This window comes from Salinivibrio siamensis (assembly GCF_001996005.1).
GTDB classification, from domain to species: Bacteria; Pseudomonadota; Gammaproteobacteria; order Enterobacterales; family Vibrionaceae; genus Salinivibrio; species Salinivibrio siamensis.
Genome location: NZ_MUFB01000002.1, coordinates 110,241 through 126,812 on the forward strand (window position 1 = coordinate 110,241; position 16,572 = coordinate 126,812).

General features: G+C 49.5%; 16 protein-coding genes. 6 read left to right on the forward strand and 10 right to left on the reverse strand.

Annotated elements, in window-relative coordinates:
- Window positions 1–33 precede the first annotated feature (33 nt).
- Window positions 34–885 carry a glycosyltransferase gene (locus BZG73_RS01875; RefSeq protein ID WP_077667426.1) on the forward strand — a complete coding sequence of 284 codons (852 nt, stop codon included), beginning with the start codon at window positions 34–36 and terminating at the stop codon, window positions 883–885.
- Here the strand turns inward: BZG73_RS01875 and BZG73_RS01880 are convergent.
- The 8 genes from BZG73_RS01880 to rfaD are packed head-to-tail and all read right to left on the reverse strand — an operon-like array spanning window position 882 to window position 9,081.
- Window positions 882–1,916, reverse strand: a complete 1,035-nt coding sequence (locus BZG73_RS01880; RefSeq protein WP_077667427.1) for a glycosyltransferase family 4 protein — start codon at window positions 1,914–1,916, stop codon at window positions 882–884. The two genes, BZG73_RS01875 and BZG73_RS01880, sit on opposite strands and share 4 nt — an antisense overlap.
- A 4-nt stretch (window positions 1,917–1,920) precedes the next feature.
- Window positions 1,921–2,703, reverse strand: a complete 783-nt coding sequence (locus tag BZG73_RS01885) for a glycosyltransferase family 2 protein (protein WP_077667428.1) — start codon at window positions 2,701–2,703, stop codon at window positions 1,921–1,923.
- A gap of 15 nt (window positions 2,704–2,718) precedes the next feature.
- On the reverse strand, window positions 2,719–3,621 hold the full coding sequence (locus tag BZG73_RS01890; RefSeq protein WP_158075259.1) for a glycosyltransferase family 2 protein: 903 nt from the start codon (window positions 3,619–3,621) through the stop codon (window positions 2,719–2,721).
- Window positions 3,614–4,780 (reverse strand): glycosyltransferase, encoded by a 1,167-nt coding sequence (locus BZG73_RS01895; RefSeq protein WP_077667430.1) that lies wholly within the window; start codon window positions 4,778–4,780, stop codon window positions 3,614–3,616. Before BZG73_RS01895 ends, BZG73_RS01890 begins: the two co-directional genes overlap by 8 nt.
- 1 nt (window position 4,781) lies before the next feature.
- Entirely contained in the window at window positions 4,782–6,092 is a 1,311-nt protein-coding gene (locus BZG73_RS01900; RefSeq protein WP_046074704.1) for an O-antigen ligase family protein, read from the reverse strand.
- Window positions 6,089–7,114, reverse strand: a complete 1,026-nt coding sequence (gene waaF / locus BZG73_RS01905) for a lipopolysaccharide heptosyltransferase II (RefSeq protein ID WP_077667431.1) — start codon at window positions 7,112–7,114, stop codon at window positions 6,089–6,091. The genes BZG73_RS01900 and waaF overlap by 4 nt, the downstream gene beginning before the upstream one ends.
- Window positions 7,111–8,091: a lauroyl-Kdo(2)-lipid IV(A) myristoyltransferase gene (gene lpxM / locus BZG73_RS01910; protein WP_046074706.1), complete on the reverse strand. Its 981-nt coding sequence runs from the start codon at window positions 8,089–8,091 to the stop codon at window positions 7,111–7,113. The genes waaF and lpxM overlap by 4 nt, the downstream gene beginning before the upstream one ends.
- Before the next feature lie 45 nt (window positions 8,092–8,136).
- Window positions 8,137–9,081 carry an ADP-glyceromanno-heptose 6-epimerase gene (gene rfaD, locus BZG73_RS01915; RefSeq protein WP_077667432.1) on the reverse strand — a complete coding sequence of 315 codons (945 nt, stop codon included), beginning with the start codon at window positions 9,079–9,081 and terminating at the stop codon, window positions 8,137–8,139.
- Window positions 9,082–9,184: 103 nt separating this feature from the next.
- On the opposite strand from rfaD, the gene BZG73_RS01920 reads away from it, so the two are divergent.
- The 3 genes from BZG73_RS01920 to tdh all read left to right on the forward strand — a co-directional run bounded on the left by BZG73_RS01920 (window position 9,185) and on the right by tdh (window position 12,291).
- A complete protein-coding gene (locus tag BZG73_RS01920) occupies window positions 9,185–9,853 on the forward strand; it encodes a TetR/AcrR family transcriptional regulator (RefSeq protein ID WP_077667433.1) in 669 nt (222 codons plus the stop codon).
- A gap of 193 nt (window positions 9,854–10,046) precedes the next feature.
- Window positions 10,047–11,243 carry a glycine C-acetyltransferase gene (locus tag BZG73_RS01925; RefSeq protein ID WP_046074709.1) on the forward strand — a complete coding sequence of 399 codons (1,197 nt, stop codon included), beginning with the start codon at window positions 10,047–10,049 and terminating at the stop codon, window positions 11,241–11,243.
- Between the two features lie 19 nt (window positions 11,244–11,262).
- Window positions 11,263–12,291, forward strand: coding sequence for an L-threonine 3-dehydrogenase (gene tdh / locus BZG73_RS01930; RefSeq protein WP_100297960.1), 1,029 nt, complete (start codon window positions 11,263–11,265; stop codon window positions 12,289–12,291).
- Window positions 12,292–12,375: 84 nt separating this feature from the next.
- On the opposite strand, the gene BZG73_RS01935 is transcribed toward tdh, so the two are convergent.
- Window positions 12,376–13,509 carry a peptidoglycan DD-metalloendopeptidase family protein gene (locus BZG73_RS01935; protein ID WP_046074711.1) on the reverse strand — a complete coding sequence of 378 codons (1,134 nt, stop codon included), beginning with the start codon at window positions 13,507–13,509 and terminating at the stop codon, window positions 12,376–12,378.
- Window positions 13,510–13,516: 7 nt separating this feature from the next.
- Window positions 13,517–15,055 carry a 2,3-bisphosphoglycerate-independent phosphoglycerate mutase gene (gene gpmM / locus BZG73_RS01940; RefSeq protein ID WP_046074712.1) on the reverse strand — a complete coding sequence of 513 codons (1,539 nt, stop codon included), beginning with the start codon at window positions 15,053–15,055 and terminating at the stop codon, window positions 13,517–13,519.
- 478 nt (window positions 15,056–15,533) lie between these two features.
- Between gpmM and BZG73_RS01950 the strand changes: the two genes are divergently transcribed.
- Window positions 15,534–15,995 (forward strand): rhodanese-like domain-containing protein, encoded by a 462-nt coding sequence (locus BZG73_RS01950; RefSeq protein WP_046074714.1) that lies wholly within the window; start codon window positions 15,534–15,536, stop codon window positions 15,993–15,995.
- A gap of 97 nt (window positions 15,996–16,092) precedes the next feature.
- On the forward strand, window positions 16,093–16,572 hold the full coding sequence (gene secB / locus BZG73_RS01955; RefSeq protein ID WP_046074715.1) for a protein-export chaperone SecB: 480 nt from the start codon (window positions 16,093–16,095) through the stop codon (window positions 16,570–16,572).

Sequence of the window (16,572 nt, forward strand, 5' to 3'; positions counted from 1 at the left end):
AGTTGTCACAGCATTTATTGAACAGCGCTCTTTATGAAAAGTAAATCTGCCACCTTGATTATTTCCTTTTACAATAACAAAAACGCTTTAGAGTTGATTTTTCAGTCGCTGACTGAGCAGTGGAATCATGATTTTAATGTTGTGGTCGCTGATGATGGGTCGAAAGAAGAGGTGAAAAATTGGCTATCTGTAAAAGTAGAACAACTGCCATTTTCTGTTACACATGTTTGGCATGAGGATAAGGGGTTTAGGAAAAACAGAATTCTTAATAAGGCGATACTCGCCTCAAAAAGTGACTATTTGATTTTTATTGATGGTGATTGTGTTCCTCAGCATGGGTTTGTCAGAGATCATCTGCAAGCAGCTGAACGGGGGACCGTGGTGTGTGGACGTAGAGTCGAGCTGTCTAAGAAGTACACGGATTTACTGGTGAAAACTAATAAAAAGTCGACATTTAGTCATAAGTATATGCTATCCATGCTAGTTGACTATCTAGTTAATCGAAGGGAGAAAAACACGACAGAGTACACGGGCAAACACCTTAAAAATGGCCTGTGTTTGCCTTGGTTACAACGTTTAATGAGTATTTCCTCGAAGCCAAGATCAATTATAGGGTGTAATTTTTCTATACATAAGAAAGACCTAGAAAGGATAAACGGTTTTGATATGAACTATGAGGCGCCAGCAGTGGGTGAAGATACTGATATAGAATTCAGACTGAAAGGTGTGGGCGTACGAACCAAGGCTATCAAGTTTGGCGCAGCGTTGTTACACATGTATCACCACGAATTACCGAGGTCTTCAACTAACAAAGATATCTATCATAAAACCGTTCAAGAAGAAGCGTTTTGGGCTTCCAATGGCCTCGACAAGCTGAAAAGCTAATCCTTTACTTCTTTATATAGAACTTCATATTTTCTAGCGCATTCAGATATGCCAAACTGGCCTATCCTCGTTTCGGAGTTTTCCTTTATGTAGGAAAGTGTGACATCATCTTTGCTGATATTGTGAATTCTCGCAGCGAGAGATGCGCTATCCCCTGGTGTGATTAAATAGCCACTAATGCTGTCTTCAATGATATCAGGGATCCCGCCCGCGCGAGCGCCTATCACGGGAAGCCCTGCCGCCATCGCTTCTAAAATGACTGAGCCCAATCCCTCTGTATAGGACGGGTGAACGAGCAAATCGGCCGCCGCGAACCAATCTCCCATATTGGCTTGTTTACCCATAAACTGCACATTTGTGAGCCCCTGAGCTTGCGCCTCTAAAGCGTCACGCTCTTTGCCGTCACCGAGTAAGCAAAACTGAATGTCAGGTGATGTATCAGCCAGTAATCGTGCAGCTTCAATCGTGACATCAAAGCCTTTATGCGCATACATATTGGCGGCATGAATCACCAAGAACTTGCCACGAAAGTGCGCGTTGATTTGCTCAACCTTATCTTGCGAGACAGGGTAGGTGACAGGAGAGCTAGGGATTTTGACTAACTTGGCATCAGGGTGGCGTTTTTCTAGTTGATGGATGATCTCCGAACTCAAACCGACCAGCGCGCTGGCTTTGCGGTACGCCAGTTGAGATAACCACTTTTTCTTTAAAGGGTTATCAATGCGGCGTGTCACTATGTAGGGCACGCGGTGCAATAGGTGTTGAAACAGTGCCCAATAAATGGCACGGCCTTCGTGAACATGGATCAGATCGCATGTCGCAGTGATTGAGCGCCCATGTTGCCGAGTGTAGTGCGGACAAAGCACGATTTGGCATTGAGGTATCGCGCGAAGCTCGTCGAGCAGCTGGCTTTTAGGGTTCACCACCGCCGTGAGCTGGTAGCCCATTTGGGCTTGTTGCTGGATTAAGGTGAGGGTTTGGCGTTCCCCACCACTAAAGCCTGACGCGAGATTGACGTGACAAATGTGCATATTGTCACCACACCTTATTGAAGTCTTCGTTTTCTAGCACTTTAGGGTCGCGTTGAAATTCCAAGAGCTTGGCATATTTAAGGTAGCTATTGACGGCTGAACTCAAAGCGACTGTCATACCATCGACGCCTCCCAAAAACCCTCGTTGAAACAGATATTTGCGAATAAAGGCATTGAGCCCGTGTATAAACGGTGAAAATGCGTTGGCGCGCTTACCTTTTTGATACATGATCTTCGCGGCGCGGCCACTAAAGTTACGCCCCGGTTTGGCAAACAGCTGGCCGAGGTTCTCAAACGAATAGTGGATGAGATCGCAATCAAGCTGTTTTGGGTTTTTGGCCTCAACGGCCGCGTGTTGCTTAACTTCGGCAAACCGCGTTTTTGACTTGTTATACAAGCGAATGCAGTAGTCTGGATACCAGCCGCACTGTTTGATCCAGCGGCTGCCGATGTGGTTACGGCGACGAAAGGCAAAGGCATCATGCGCTGTATTGACTAAATCTAGCGCTTGGATTTGCTGCACCGCTTCTTCGGTGAGACGTTCATCAGCATCAATACTCAGGATCCATTGATTGTCAGTGTGCGCCAAGCCAACGTTTTTTTGTAGGCCATCACCGAGGTAAGCTTGAGTGACCACGGTAGCACCGAGTTGCTCTGCAATGGCAAGCGTGCTATCCGTGCTTTGCGAGTCAACCACCACAATGTCAGAACACACCTGCTGAAGTGACTCGATACACGCTTTGATGTTTTTTTCTTCGTTGAGCGTAATGACGACGCCTGTGATCATGATGACCTCTATTAATTAATACTGGAAACGAGCCACGCGTGACGCACACCAATGTGACAGTTTTAGAGCTTTCAGTTTGAGCTTGAATGTATGAGAGTCTTCTACGCCATACTTGGCCTTAATGTGTCTTTCATATAAGTCGGAGGGAGCTCCTTTCCTTTTCAGATGTTGAATATACTTATAACAAGACTTTTTGAACGGGTAATATAGACAATACTTACCAGAAGAGATGGTATAGATAGAGTCGACAATTTTTATATAGTTAAGCTGATGCTCTACACCATACGAAACTTGATTAGTAATAGAGTCGTTTCTGACCCTGTAGTAAATGATATTGTCATCTATTATCTTGATCCTTGGCCCAAGGGCGAACACCTTCCAGTAGAATTCCTCATCCTCATGAATAATCCCTTCTTTAAATGCGATTTCTTTGATAAAGGAGTAGCGATAGAGTTTGTTCCAGACGACCAGTTCGAGTTGAAAGAAGTTCTTCTTTAAGTCTACGTGTTTATGCCGCTTTTTCTTATAAGGGGTGTAGCGGTTGGTGCTCTGGTGATAGACAATTGCACCTCCAACCACAACGTCAGTTTCTGTTGAATTAGCGACCAAAATAGATATTGCATCTTGAGCTAGCCAGTCGTCAGCATCGATGAAAAAAACGAACTCGCCAGTTGCAAGAGAAAGCCCAGTGTTGCGTGCCGCAGAAACTCCTTGGTTATCTTTATCTATAATATGGAGTTTTTTATCTTGCTTCGCAAAGGATCTACATATATGAAGGCTGTTATCAGTAGAGCCATCATTGATGCAAATAATCTCGAGATTTTCATATGTCTGATTGAGCACTGACTCTAAGCATTGAGCAATAAAAGCTTCAACGTTATAGACAGGAATAATGATACTTACTTTTGGGTTATACATGAGACGCCCTTTTATACTCAGACACAATTTTCTCACAGCTGAACTCAGCCAACTTTTCATCAACGTAGTTTTGCTCTGCAACTGACCATGACGAGGAGAGGGACTTGTACATACTATCGGCGAGCGGTTCAGGCTCTTGTTCGCTAAGGTATTTCTCCAGCTCGCCATCCATTATTTGGTGAATACCGCCAGGAGAGTCCGTACAGACGACGCGCGTGCCACAGGCCAGTGCTTCAAGCAATACCATGCCGAGCCCTTCAAATCTTGAGCTCAATACAAAAAGATCAGCGTGTTTAAACCATGGGAAGGGATTTTTGCGCGCGCCTTTGAAAAACACCCGATGTCCAATGTTGAGTGCTTTGACCGACGCCTCGATATTGTCTCTGTCTTTACCTTCACCCACGATAACCAGATCGTGCGGAATATCATATGTCTCAACAAGGTGCGCGTATGCCTCGACCAATAATGTAAAGTTCTTTACCTGGGTAAGCCTACCCAAGCCAAGAATAAAAGGCCGAGGGTGCATGTCGGGCTCTGGCTTGTCCGCCTGCTCACGGATATATACCTCGTTATTAGGGTTGCTAATCACGCTGGCTTGGCATGGTGTGATGGCATGTGTTTGAGTTAGAGATTGGAACGTGTTGTAGGTACCATCTGAGACGCAGACAATACGTTTCTTGTCGAACAATGCTCGGTAAACCACACCGGATAAAACGCCATATTGCTGTGGCTTGATAATGTTTTCACAGACATAAATAAAGCGGTCATCATGCAGCGGCCAGAGTTGTTCAAAGGTGCCTTGGCCGCGAAAAATGACCAGATCAAATTGTCCTTTTTCCGCCTCGAGCTGTCTGAGTTTTCGCTCGAAGAAAAAAGCACTGGGATAGGCAAAGAGCAGCGGGAACGTTTTGCTGACCAGCGCATTAACCAGCTTACAAATAAAGTAATAAAGCGCACCTATGCCGGTTTTTAATACTGATTTTTTAATATCAAACAGGCGGACGTCCACATCCGATGTCGGCTTTATGTCTTGTGGTCGATTTTTAAGATAGATTAGCGTGGCATCGTCACCATTGGCGGTGAATGCATCGGATAAATTTACCGCTACCCTTTCCATCCCACCGAGCTTGAGACAATTGACGACAATCGCGACACGCATATCAGTCTTCACCCTGTGTATTGTTTTTTGTGCTAGCCAGTGAGTAAAAGCAGCCCGATATTATGACAAAGGCAAACACGCCAAGGCTTCGGCTGTTAAAGGTTTCGAAGGCATTAATGGTTAGCCAGTAGATAAAAAAGGCGATGCAGAAGAATGCTAGTGCTTTGTTGTTGTCGGCACCATCACGATAGGTAAAGCAACGCCTAGCAAGTTGGAAGTAGGTAAATAAAATCAATGCAAAGCCTGCCAAGCCATAGGCGACCAGAGTTTCTACATGGTTGCTATGTAAGTGCGATAGGTTGCTATACATAGGCACCGTTTTTTTCAGCTCTGAGAGTTTCTCGGAAGAAGAGATAACATACCCAATTCCGTTTTCACCCAAACCGACTAAAGCGGTGTTTTGAAAGACATCCCAAGCGGCTAACCATGAGTTGAGCCTGACACCAACACTGGTCATCGGGATGTTATCAAGGTTGCCTTGGACCACGCTCGAAATAACCGCGCTCTCTTTTAACGCGCGGTTTTGAATATAGTCAGATTGGCTGATTGCAAATAGAGTGACGCAGACAAACGCATAGCCAAGGAGTAACTTTGTCTTCCCTTTAATGAGCCCAACCATAAACATCAGCGCCGGTGTTAATGCGATGACGATCGCCAGGGCAAGCCAGACTTGTCGTGATTGACTGACCAGTGTCAGAGCAAGTCCCAAGCTGGCTGAAAGTGCAAAAAAAGTACGCGTCGTCCAGCGGCTTTTGTCGACGAGACAAAAGCTAAACGCCGAAATAATCGCGATCACACCGCCCAGCATCGAGGTGTACTGCGCATTCTTTAAACCAAAGTCGACGCGGTGTGTGTGGAGCAGTTTATGAATTTGGTTTGCAAAGTCGCTTTGTGTGTAACAGGCGATAAACACGCCCAAGACAAAGCAAGCAGCGAGCGTGATCACAGCGTCCTTGCGCCCTTGTAAGGCGAGGCCAATGGGGACGAGCAAAAACAGTTTTGCTAACCGGTCGACATGTGGGTAGCTATTGGCAATGTCAGGAATATGCATCAAGCTGTTTGCCCAGCTCAGGCATTGGACGATAATCACCCCAAAAAATGCCCAGACAATGGGGTCTTTCTTAAGCTGTGGCCAATGGGTATAAAGCAAGGGCAGGCTCAATAGCAAAAAGCCTGCACGAAAGACTTCTCCTGCGTCAGGAAATGCGATCGCACACAAGGCATAACCAAAAAGGAAAAAGCGGGTAATTTGGTAATACAACTGATGACTCAGGTAACGAGAACTGGATGATGCCATGCTGATACTGCTCACGGTAGAATCCTTTTTACAACTCGGCTCGGGGCGAGATCGTTTAAACATTTTAAGTGCCCTAGGGGACATTCGCGCTGGAAGCAAGGACGGCACTCGATATCCGTGTGCACAATATCGACCTTACTGGTCAGCGGCGGGGTGTAATCGGGAGATGTTGAGCCGTAGATGGCTATTACTTGGCAGTTGACTGCCGCGGCGATGTGCATCAACCCCGAGTCATTGCTGACCACGGTTTGGCACGCACCCAAGAGGTCGACGGCTTCGATTAAGTTGGTTTTGCCTGCCAATACATGAATGTTAGGCGCGTTTTCTGCAAGAGCGGCAATTTTTTCACAGGTTTCAACATCTTTTGCTGAGCCAAATAGCCAGATTTGGTAGCCGTGTTGATGCGCTTGGCGTGCCACTTCAGCATAGTGCTGCTCAGGCCATTTTTTGGCGGGCCCGAATTCGGCACCCGGGCATAAACCAATCACAGGTTTGTCTTGATTTAATCCCAGTTTGGCGATGACGGCCGCTTGGGCGTCTGGGTCGATGTCTAGCGCCGGCTTAGGGAGGCTGTCTAGGCCGCCCAGCGAGGCAGAACTTTGCATCTCGGTGCGCGGGTGAGCGAGGGCAACATAACGCTCAACCATGTATTGAAATGCTTTCTTGTTGGGACGCAGGTCGTTGAGCAAGCCATAACGCATTTCACCTTTCCAACCCGTACGCGTCGGGATCCCCGCAAACCACGGGATCAGTGCGGATTTAGCGGAATTAGGCAACACGTAGGCGCGATCATAACCGTGCTTTGCTAAGCGTTTCCCCAGTTGGTAGCGCTTACCAAGTGCCAATTCGCCATGGCCGAGTGGCATTTCAATGCTGCGATTAACCTCGGGCATGCGCGCGAGAATCGGCGCGCACCAAGCGGGCGCCATCACATCAATCTTGGCATCCGGGTGCTGTTGCTTGAGGGTTTTATACAAAGACTGCGACATCACCATATCGCCGACCCATGATGGGCCAATAATTAATACGCTGGTCATGATGCCCGTTTCCTCTTTGCTTCTTGGTAGATATTACGGCCGTCCTCGCGGGTACGAAGTAGCTGCAAGATCCACATGTATTGATCCAGCTGACCGTCGAGCATGGTTTCTATTTGTTGGTTCATCATGCGTGCGTCGGTGCGACTGTCTCCCGTTGGGAAGTCGTTAAACGCAGGGTGAACCTCGATGACGAACCGACCCGTCTGGGCATCAAAGCCTGACAGCACAGGGACAATATGCGAGCGGGTGACTTTGCTTAACTTGCCTAGACTCGGCAAGGTCGCTTTGGTGGTGGCAAAAAACGGCACGAACTCGCTGCTCTCATCTCGCATATCTTCGTCGGGCAAGTAATATCCCAAAAATCCGCGCTTAACTGCACGGATAAAGGGCTTAATCCCTGCTTCGCGCTCATAACAGTTACCGCCATATTGTACGCGTTGGCGATGCATCAGCCAGTCTAGTAGCGGGTTTTTTTGTCGTTTTGAGAATGCCGCCACGGGGAGCCCTTGCGAGGCAAATAAAATCGCGGCTGCATCGATGGCCCAAGTATGGGGCACAAAGAGGATCACCGCTTCGTCGTTATCAGTGTGCCGAGTGATATGTTCCATGCCAGTCACATCACAGTGGTGTTGAAACCACTGGCGACTGCGCAAGGTGATCAGCGGAAAGCTCAGCAAAAAAGCCCCTGCGGTGGTCAAGGTGTCGACTAATATGGCTTCGCGTGCTTGCGCGGATTTCTCGGGAAAGCAGGCTTCCAAATTAAGCCAGGCGTTAAGGATCGTGCCTTTTTTCTTTTTAACCAGTTTGCGCGCCACCCATTGTGCGAAGCGATGCTTACCGCGCGCCGGCACCAGAAGGCTGAAAGGCATTGCGATGAGTAGCATCAGCCACGTGCCCCAGTATTTAGGCGCTAAGTAAGCACGAGAGAACTCTGGGTTATACGCGTGCGCGTCGTAGTCGTGTCGCTGTTTTGTCATTGCTCTTTCTCGCGTCCCACTATCAAGGGGGACGAATTGCTTTTATTAGCGATTGATTTCGGCTAGGTAAGCGGCGACACCTTCAGCCACGGTCTTAAAGGAGGCGGTGTATCCCGCTTCACGTACCTTGGTCAGATCGGCTTGTGTGTACGCTTGGTAGCGACCTTTTAGGTGGTCGGGGAAGGGGATCTCTTCAATCTCTCCTTGACCGTGGAAATCAATCACCGCATTGGCAACCGCACTAAAGGGCTCGGCGCGGCCGGTACCACAGTTGTAGATCCCGCTGATCTGTTGCTGCCAGAACCAAATATTCATTGCGCAGACATCACCGACATAGACAAAGTCACGCTTGAAGGTATCACTGCCCTCAAAAAGTTTGGGGTTCTCGCCTTTTAGAATTTGTTGATTGAGGTGATAAGCCACTGACGCCATGCTGCCTTTGTGCTGTTCGCGCGGACCATACACATTAAAATAACGGAAGCCAGTAATCGGTGGCAGTGTCTCGCCATGGGCTTTGGCATCTTCTTTCACACGACGGACATAGTTGTCGAACTGCTGCTTGGAATACCCATAGACATTCAGCGCGCCTTCATACTCTGGCGCTTCAATGAAGCTACTGTCGCGGCCGCCATAGGTGGCTGCTGACGAGGCGTAGAGAAAGGGGATATCGCGGTCAATACAATAATGCAACAGTTCTTTCGAGTACTCGTAGTTGTTGAGCATCATGTATTTGCCGTCCCACTCTGTGGTCGCTGAGCAAGCGCCTTGGTGGAAAATGGCTTCGATCGGGCCGAAGTTCTCTCCGGCCATGATTTGGGTAAGAAAATCTTCCTTATCCATATAGTCCGCGATGTCGAGGTCAACCAGGTTAACGAATTTGGTGCCGTCTTTGAGGTTATCGACCACCACGATGTCACGGTAGCCTTGCTCGTTCAGTGCTTTTACTAAGTTGCTGCCAATCATGCCAGCACCACCAGTCACAAAAATCATATCGTTACCTAATTCATCTCTATCTGACGACAGACCCCGTCGCCATCACTGTTGACTGTGATAGTATGGTCAAGCATCAACCGGGCAGAGGACTGAACCATACATGAAAACCCGAGACCGAATTATCCATGCTGCACTGGCTTTATTCAATCAACATGGTGAACCGAATATCACCACCAACCATATCGCAGCAGAACTCGGGATTAGCCCGGGCAACCTTTACTATCACTTCCGTAATAAAGAAGCGATTATACACAGTATATTCGACCAATACGCGCAAGATCTTGCCCTTGCCTTTGATCCTAGTCAGCCTCGTGATGATACCCAAGCCTTGCTGCAGCATTACTTGGACGCGACCTTTAGCTTGATGTGGCGTTATCGGTTTTTTTACGCCAATTTGCCGGACATTTTGCGTCGTGACGAAGCACTGCAACAAAAATATCTTGGGGCGCAGCAACAGCTACAAACCAACTTGATGACCATTTTGCATCATTACCGTCAAGCCGGTTGGCTGAGTCTCAATGACAGTACTTTGTCTGCGGTCGGAGAAACGCTTAAGCAAGTGGCGTCGAGCTGGATTTTTTATCAAAGTGCACAAGCTCCCCAAACGCAAATTCATGCAGGGGTGATCTACAAAGGTATTTTGCAGATGCTGGCATTGTTACATCCTCTGACATCGGCACAGGGACAAATGGCCATCACTGCGTTAATAGACCACTACGAGCAGCAGTTAGTTCGCCAAGACTCACGCTCGCTGGACACATTGAACTGAGCTATCTCTCTAGGCGGTGGTGGCATTGCGCGATATTCGCCCAGCTTGTCAGTGATTACACGATATGAATCACTGTCTCGCGCCCCTTATTGGCACAAAACGCGCGAACGTGCCATGATAGCAAGCATTCATTCGTCGTACACAATGTGTGCGGCGGCCTTCCCAAAGTAATCATCACAGCACGGAGATTGCGATGACGGCTGCCTTCTACCAGCAAATCCGTCATCAGCTTGAGCAAGTTAAAGCTGATGGCTTGTACAAAAGTGAACGCCTTATTACCTCACCACAAGCGGCCAGTGTGGCCGTCAATCATGAACAGCAGGTATTGAACTTTTGCGCCAATAACTATTTGGGGCTCGCTAACCATCCTGAGTTGGTGGACGCTGCCAAAGCAGGCATGGATGAGCACGGCTTTGGTATGGCGTCGGTACGGTTTATTTGTGGGACGCAAGATGCGCACAAAACCCTGGAAGCCAAGTTATCTGACTTTCTCGGGATGGAAGATACCATCCTGTATTCCTCATGCTTTGACGCCAATGCGGGATTATTCGAAACCATTCTCGGCCCAGACGATGCCATTATTTCTGATGCGCTAAACCATGCGTCGATTATCGATGGCGTGCGCTTATGTAAAGCCAAGCGTTTCCGTTATGCCAACAACGATATGGACGAGTTGGAAGCCCAGCTAAAAGCGGCGAAAGCGGCCGGTGTGGCGAATATCTTGATTGTGACAGATGGTGTCTTCTCGATGGACGGCGTGGTAGCGAATTTGCCGGCTGTGTGCGATCTGGCGGAGCAATATGGTGCGTTGGTGATGGTGGATGACTCTCACGCGGTCGGCTTTATGGGCCAGAACGGTCGAGGCACACACGAATATCATCAAGTGATGGATCGTGTCGACATCATCACTGGTACCTTGGGCAAAGCCATGGGCGGCGCGTCAGGAGGCTATACCTCAGGCAAAAAAGAGGTGATTGATTGGTTGCGTCAACGTTCGCGCCCTTACCTTTTCTCCAACTCGCTGGCACCGGCGATTGTATCTGCCTCTATTCGCGTACTGGATATGCTGGCCGAAAGTGATCACTTGCGTGAGCAGCTTTGGGACAACAGCCAACACTTCCGTGCACGCATGACGGAAGCTGGCTTTACCTTAGCGGGCGCTGATCATGCCATTATTCCCGTGATGCTCGGTGATGCCAAAGTGGCCAGTGAGTTTGCCGAGCGGATGATGGAAGAGGGTGTCTATGTGGTGGGCTTCTCCTACCCAGTGGTGCCCAAAGGGCAAGCACGTATTCGTACCCAGATGTCAGCCGCGCATACGCGTGAGCAACTGGACCGTGCCATTGATGCCTTCATCAAAGTGGGCAAAGAGATGAAATTGATTGGGTAATGTCATGACACAAACAACCATGAAAGCCTTGGCCAAACTCAAGGCGGAGCCCGGCATTTGGATGACGGAGGCCGAGCTTCCTGAGCTGGGGCATAACGATCTGCTGATCAAAATTCGTAAAACGGCCATCTGTGGCACCGATGTGCATATTTATAAGTGGGACGAGTGGTCACAAAATACCATCCCTGTTCCTATGGTGGTCGGCCATGAATATGTCGGTGAAGTCGTCGGCATTGGTCAAGAAGTGCGTGGCTTTTCACTGGGGGACCGTGTCTCTGGTGAGGGCCATATCACCTGTGGGCACTGCCGGAACTGCCGTGGCGGTCGTACCCATCTATGTCGTAATACCGTCGGGGTGGGGGTCAATCGCGAAGGGGCGTTTGCCGAGTATTTGGTAATCCCTGCGTATAATGCGTTCAAAATCCCCGATGAGATTTCGGATGATTTAGCCTCGATTTTTGACCCGTTTGGCAACGCCGTCCACACCGCGCTCTCGTTTGATTTGGTGGGCGAGGATGTGCTGATCACCGGTGCAGGTCCGATTGGGATCATGGCCGCTGCGGTGGCGCGCCATGTCGGGGCGCGTCATGTGGTGATCACCGATGTGAACGAGTATCGCCTCGAGCTTGCCCGCAAAATGGGGGTGACCCGTGCGGTCAATGTCGCCAATACCTCGCTGGAATCAGTGATGGAAGAGCTGGGGATGAGTGAAGGCTTTGATGTTGGCCTCGAAATGTCTGGTGTGCCGGCGGCGTTTAATAGCATGCTGACGGCCATGAATCACGGTGGCAACATAGCGCTGCTTGGGATCCCACCCAGTGATATGGGGATTGATTGGAACCAAGTGATTTTTAAAGGCTTGGTGATCAAAGGTATCTATGGCCGTGAGATGTTCGAAACCTGGTACAAGATGGCGTCGTTAATCCAATCAGGGTTGGATTTAACCCCGATCATCACCCATCACTACAGCGTGGATGACTTTCAACAAGGCTTTGATGTGATGTGCTCAGGCCAATCAGGCAAGGTGATCCTCGATTGGCAGAACTAAATGCCACGATTGCCGCGCCCATGTTGAACCATGGCGATGGGCTCTGTTAGATGACAAACGCGCCCGCCGATGAGGTGGGCGTGTTTAATCCAGCCAAGGCACAGGGTTGGTAGTGTTGCCTTTACGGCGAATTTCGAAATACAGAGAAGGGGTGGATTGTCCACCACTATCGCCGACCAAGGCGATAGCTTCCCCGGCAGTGACCGTATCGCCTACGTCTTTTAGCAAAGCTTGGTTGTAGCCATACAAGGTCATGTCCCCTTTGCCATGGTCAACGGCAATCAATAACCCATAGCCGCGTAGCCAGCTAGAAAGCACGACTTTACCAGCATGCGCCGCTTTGACCTCGGTACCGCGTTTGGCCCCAATTACGATACCATTCCACGAGACTTCACCTGACTGACGCTCACCAAAACGGTGGAGCAGCTTCCCTTGGGTGGGCCAGTGAAGTTTGCCTTTGGCTTTTCCAATGCCCGCCATTTTTACTTGTGCACGGCGCGCGGCCGCGGCAATTTGCTCTTGCAGCCGTTGCTTGTTTGTCTTGAGCTCAGCTAAATAAGCATTGTCGCTGGCAATTTTGGCCCGGATTTTTTTCGCGGTCTGGCTTTGCGAGGCTTGCTCCCGCTCCAGTGCTTGTTTTTTCTCGGTTAACTCTGCCACCAAGCTAGCCTGCTTATCACGTTGTTGTTTGAGCTGGTGGGCCGTGAGTTGATAATCGGTGCGGGTCGCAGCTAATGATTCGATCGCCTCCTGCATGGTGCTTGCTAGCACTTCAGCATACTTCGTGAGTCGGTCGAGCTTGGTAGGTGACTCTTGGCTAAGTAGACGTTTGAGCTGATCATGCTCGCCTTGGCGATATTGGGCGTCGATCAATTCGGCTAACTGTGCCTGCTGGGCAATCATCTCTTGTTTGAGTCGCGCTTGCTTTTTGCTTAGGCGCGTGATTTGAGCATCAGTCTGCTGCAGCGTTTGCTGGGCTTGGCGCGTTTTCTTAGACAGGGTATCAATGCGTTTCGACTGTGCTTTTAGATCGCTTTGTAACGCATTGAGCTTTTTATTGTGCGCCGCCAATTGCGATTGCTGGCGGGCAATTTCATCGCTCACTCCCTCTAGCTCAGAGTTGGCATTGGCTGAGCCAATCAACAGGCAGAGAAAAACGCCAGTGCATAATGCACTGGCGCGGAGGGTTTGGCTTAAGCGTGTTCGTTTCTCCCGCATAGGGGGATTATTTCAGATCGAACAGTGGCTTGCCAGTCATCTCTTCAGGAATCTCCATACCGGTTAATGCCAGCATAGTCGGTGCCAGGTCAGAGAGCTTACCGCCTTCTTTCAAGCTTACCGGCTGACTCCCCACATACATCAGCGGGACAGGCAGGTTGGTGTGTGCCGTATACGCACCGCCGGTCTCTTCGTTGACCATCATCTCAGCGTTACCATGGTCGGCCGTGATCAGCATCTGACCATCGACTTCTTTGATGGCTTCCAAGACACGGCCGATGCAGTGATCGACGGCTTCGCAGGCCTGTACTGCAGCGTCATACACCCCAGTGTGGCCAACCATGTCGCCGTTTGGATAGTTACAGATGATCATATCGAACTTACCAGACTTAATCGCATCAACGAGCTTGTCGGTCAGCTCTTCTGAACTCATTTCTGGTTGCAGATCATAGGTAGCTACTTTCGGTGAGGCGACCAAGGCACGCTCTTCGCCTTCAAACACGGTCTCGATACCGCCGTTGAAGAAGAAAGTCACGTGTGCGTACTTCTCGGTTTCAGAGATACGCAGCTGAGTTTTACCATTTTTTGATAGCCACTCGCCAAGCGTGTTGGAGAGGCTTTCAGGTGGGAAGGCCACCGTGGTATCGATGTCGGCTGCATATTCTGTCAGCATCACAAAGTCAGACAGTTCCGCGTATTTTTTACGCGCAAAGCCATCGAAATCCGGCATAAAGGCGCGCGTCATTTGACGAGCACGGTCGGCACGGAAATTCATGAAAACAACCGCATCGCCATCGTTAATGGTCGCTTTGTTGTCACCGTCACGGTAAATTTCTGTTGGGGCGACAAATTCATCATTTTCTTCACGTGCGTAAGCCGCTTCCAAGCCTTCTACAGCGCTGGTCGCAGTGAATTCGCCTTGCGCTTGGGTGAGCAAATCATAAGCGCGCTCGACACGGTCCCAGTTGTTGTCACGGTCCATGGCGTAGTAGCGACCAACCAGTGATGCGGTACGGCCTTTACCCAGCTTTTCAAACAGGGCATCGAAGCGCTCTAGCGATGCTTTTGCACTGCGTGGCGGCGTATCACGGCCATCCAGGAAGCAGTGTAGATAAATCTGATCGGCACCGCGCTCTGCGGCCAGTTCAACCATGGCGGCAATATGATCTTCATGGCTGTGTACACCGCCAGGCGACATCAGACCCATAATATGCACGGCTTTGCCCTTATCAACGGCTTTATCAACGGCGGCCGTCAGTGCTGGGGTTTGGTTAAACTCACCGTCCGCAATGGATTTGCCAATGCGGGTCAAGTCTTGGTAAACCACGCGACCTGCGCCGATGTTGACATGGCCAACTTCTGAGTTACCCATTTGCCCATCAGGCAGACCCACATCGAAACCGGACGCTGAAATCAGTGTGCTGTTCTCGGCCATGAGGCTGTCGATCACAGGGGTGTTGGCGTTGGTAATCGCGTTATCGCTTTGTGGGTCGCGATAACCCCAGCCATCGAGAATCACCAGTGCAAGTGGTTTTTTCGCAGACATGTTACGTCCTCTTAATTCAAGCAAAAGACTGACATTGGATGCCAATGACATTGGATGTCATGGAGCAACCACTGAGGCATGGAGCCAGATGCATGGCTAGCTTCAGGGCTCAGTGTGTGCGTAATTTTACAACATTTTACGGGCTGATATGTAGGCTAAGATCAATTATCCCAGCTGACAAGTTAACCAGCAAGCCTTGGTTCACTTGCCTTCGACCCTTGACTCCCCTCATTATGGCGAAGATCGCCGCTGTGCGCGAATGGCTTGGCTCGATTTCTGCGATTGATGAAACCTTCTTTCTTTTCAAGTTATTGAGCGGAAGGTGAAAACGCGGGGACGTGCGTATGAGTGAGCAAACGCGCGATTTCGTCTCGGCAGGCTGTAAAACCATGGCGAGCAGGTTATACTCGACACCATTTTCACCCCTTGATGGACTCTCGCCCTCGGCGAGACAAGCAAGCAGTATAGAGCAAAGGTTATGCAGGAATATATTGATTTTGTCTCCAATAACATGATTCTCACCCTTGTCTGGGTAGGCTTGGCGGCCGCTTTACTGATGTCGCTGATTAAACAAAAAACGGCTGCCTATAAAGTGGTAGGCCCTAATGACGCGGCGATCCTTAACAACCGAGAAAATGGGGTGTTCGTCGACATTCGTGGCCATGATGATTTTCGCGCCGGCCACATCACGGGGGCGATTAATGTGTTGCCGAGTGAAATCAAATCACAGTCGTTTGGTGAGCTTGAAAAACACAAAAATGACCCCATCATTGTGGTATGCAAAACCGGTCAAACGGCGGCAGACAGTGCCAATCAACTGGCAAAAGCAGGCTTCGAGTCCGTTTATATTCTTAAAGACGGTTTGACCTCTTGGAACGATGCCAAAATGCCGCTGGTCCGTGCCAAAAGCGGTAAGGGCAAGAGCAAAAAGAAAAAGTGATCCTTCACTCAATTCTCGAGCGACCGCATGACGCGGTGGCTCGCATTTTTTAATGTGCCAGGCGCATTTGCAATTTTTTAAATAAGGACGAACCATCATGGCTGAAGCCGAAAACAACCAACAAGCCGAGCAAAATTTTGCCATTCAACGCGTTTTTCTCAAGGACGTGTCTTTTGAAGCGCCAAACTCGCCAGAAGTGTTCCAACAAGATTGGGCGCCAGACGTTAACCTTGATTTGGACACGCAAAGCCGCGAGTTGGGTGAAGGCATCTATGAAGTGATCTTGCGTTTGACCGTGACGGTGAAAAACCAAGAAAGTAATGCCTTCCTTTGTGAAGTGCAGCAAGGTGGTATTTTCTCTGTGTCAGGCATGGAATCGCCTCAATTGGCACATTGCCTGGGCGCTTTCTGTCCTAACATTCTCTTCCCTTATGCGCGTGAAACGATTTCGAGCTTGGTCGTTAAAGGGACCTTCCCGCAACTGAACCTGGCACCGGTTAACTTTGATGCCTTGTTCATGAACTACCTGCAGCAGCAGGCGGGCGAAACATCTAGCGAAGAAGACGCGCAAGCGTAA

Coding starts and splice junctions, on each gene's coding strand:
- lpxM (WP_046074706.1), bottom strand. CDS start 8,091: ATGACAAAACAGCGACACGACTACGACGCGCACGCGTATAACCCAGAG.
- BZG73_RS01935 (WP_046074711.1), bottom strand. CDS start 13,509: ATGCGGGAGAAACGAACACGCTTAAGCCAAACCCTCCGCGCCAGTGCA.
- waaF (WP_077667431.1), bottom strand. CDS start 7,114: ATGACCAGCGTATTAATTATTGGCCCATCATGGGTCGGCGATATGGTG.
- BZG73_RS01920 (WP_077667433.1), top strand. CDS start 9,185: ATGAAAACCCGAGACCGAATTATCCATGCTGCACTGGCTTTATTCAAT.
- BZG73_RS01880 (WP_077667427.1), bottom strand. CDS start 1,916: ATGCACATTTGTCACGTCAATCTCGCGTCAGGCTTTAGTGGTGGGGAA.
- tdh (WP_100297960.1), top strand. CDS start 11,263: ATGAAAGCCTTGGCCAAACTCAAGGCGGAGCCCGGCATTTGGATGACG.
- BZG73_RS01890 (WP_158075259.1), bottom strand. CDS start 3,621: ATGTATAACCCAAAAGTAAGTATCATTATTCCTGTCTATAACGTTGAA.
- BZG73_RS01885 (WP_077667428.1), bottom strand. CDS start 2,703: ATGATCACAGGCGTCGTCATTACGCTCAACGAAGAAAAAAACATCAAA.
- rfaD (WP_077667432.1), bottom strand. CDS start 9,081: ATGATTTTTGTGACTGGTGGTGCTGGCATGATTGGCAGCAACTTAGTA.
- gpmM (WP_046074712.1), bottom strand. CDS start 15,055: ATGTCTGCGAAAAAACCACTTGCACTGGTGATTCTCGATGGCTGGGGT.
- BZG73_RS01925 (WP_046074709.1), top strand. CDS start 10,047: ATGACGGCTGCCTTCTACCAGCAAATCCGTCATCAGCTTGAGCAAGTT.
- BZG73_RS01895 (WP_077667430.1), bottom strand. CDS start 4,780: ATGCGTGTCGCGATTGTCGTCAATTGTCTCAAGCTCGGTGGGATGGAA.
- BZG73_RS01950 (WP_046074714.1), top strand. CDS start 15,534: ATGCAGGAATATATTGATTTTGTCTCCAATAACATGATTCTCACCCTT.
- BZG73_RS01875 (WP_077667426.1), top strand. CDS start 34: ATGAAAAGTAAATCTGCCACCTTGATTATTTCCTTTTACAATAACAAA.
- secB (WP_046074715.1), top strand. CDS start 16,093: ATGGCTGAAGCCGAAAACAACCAACAAGCCGAGCAAAATTTTGCCATT.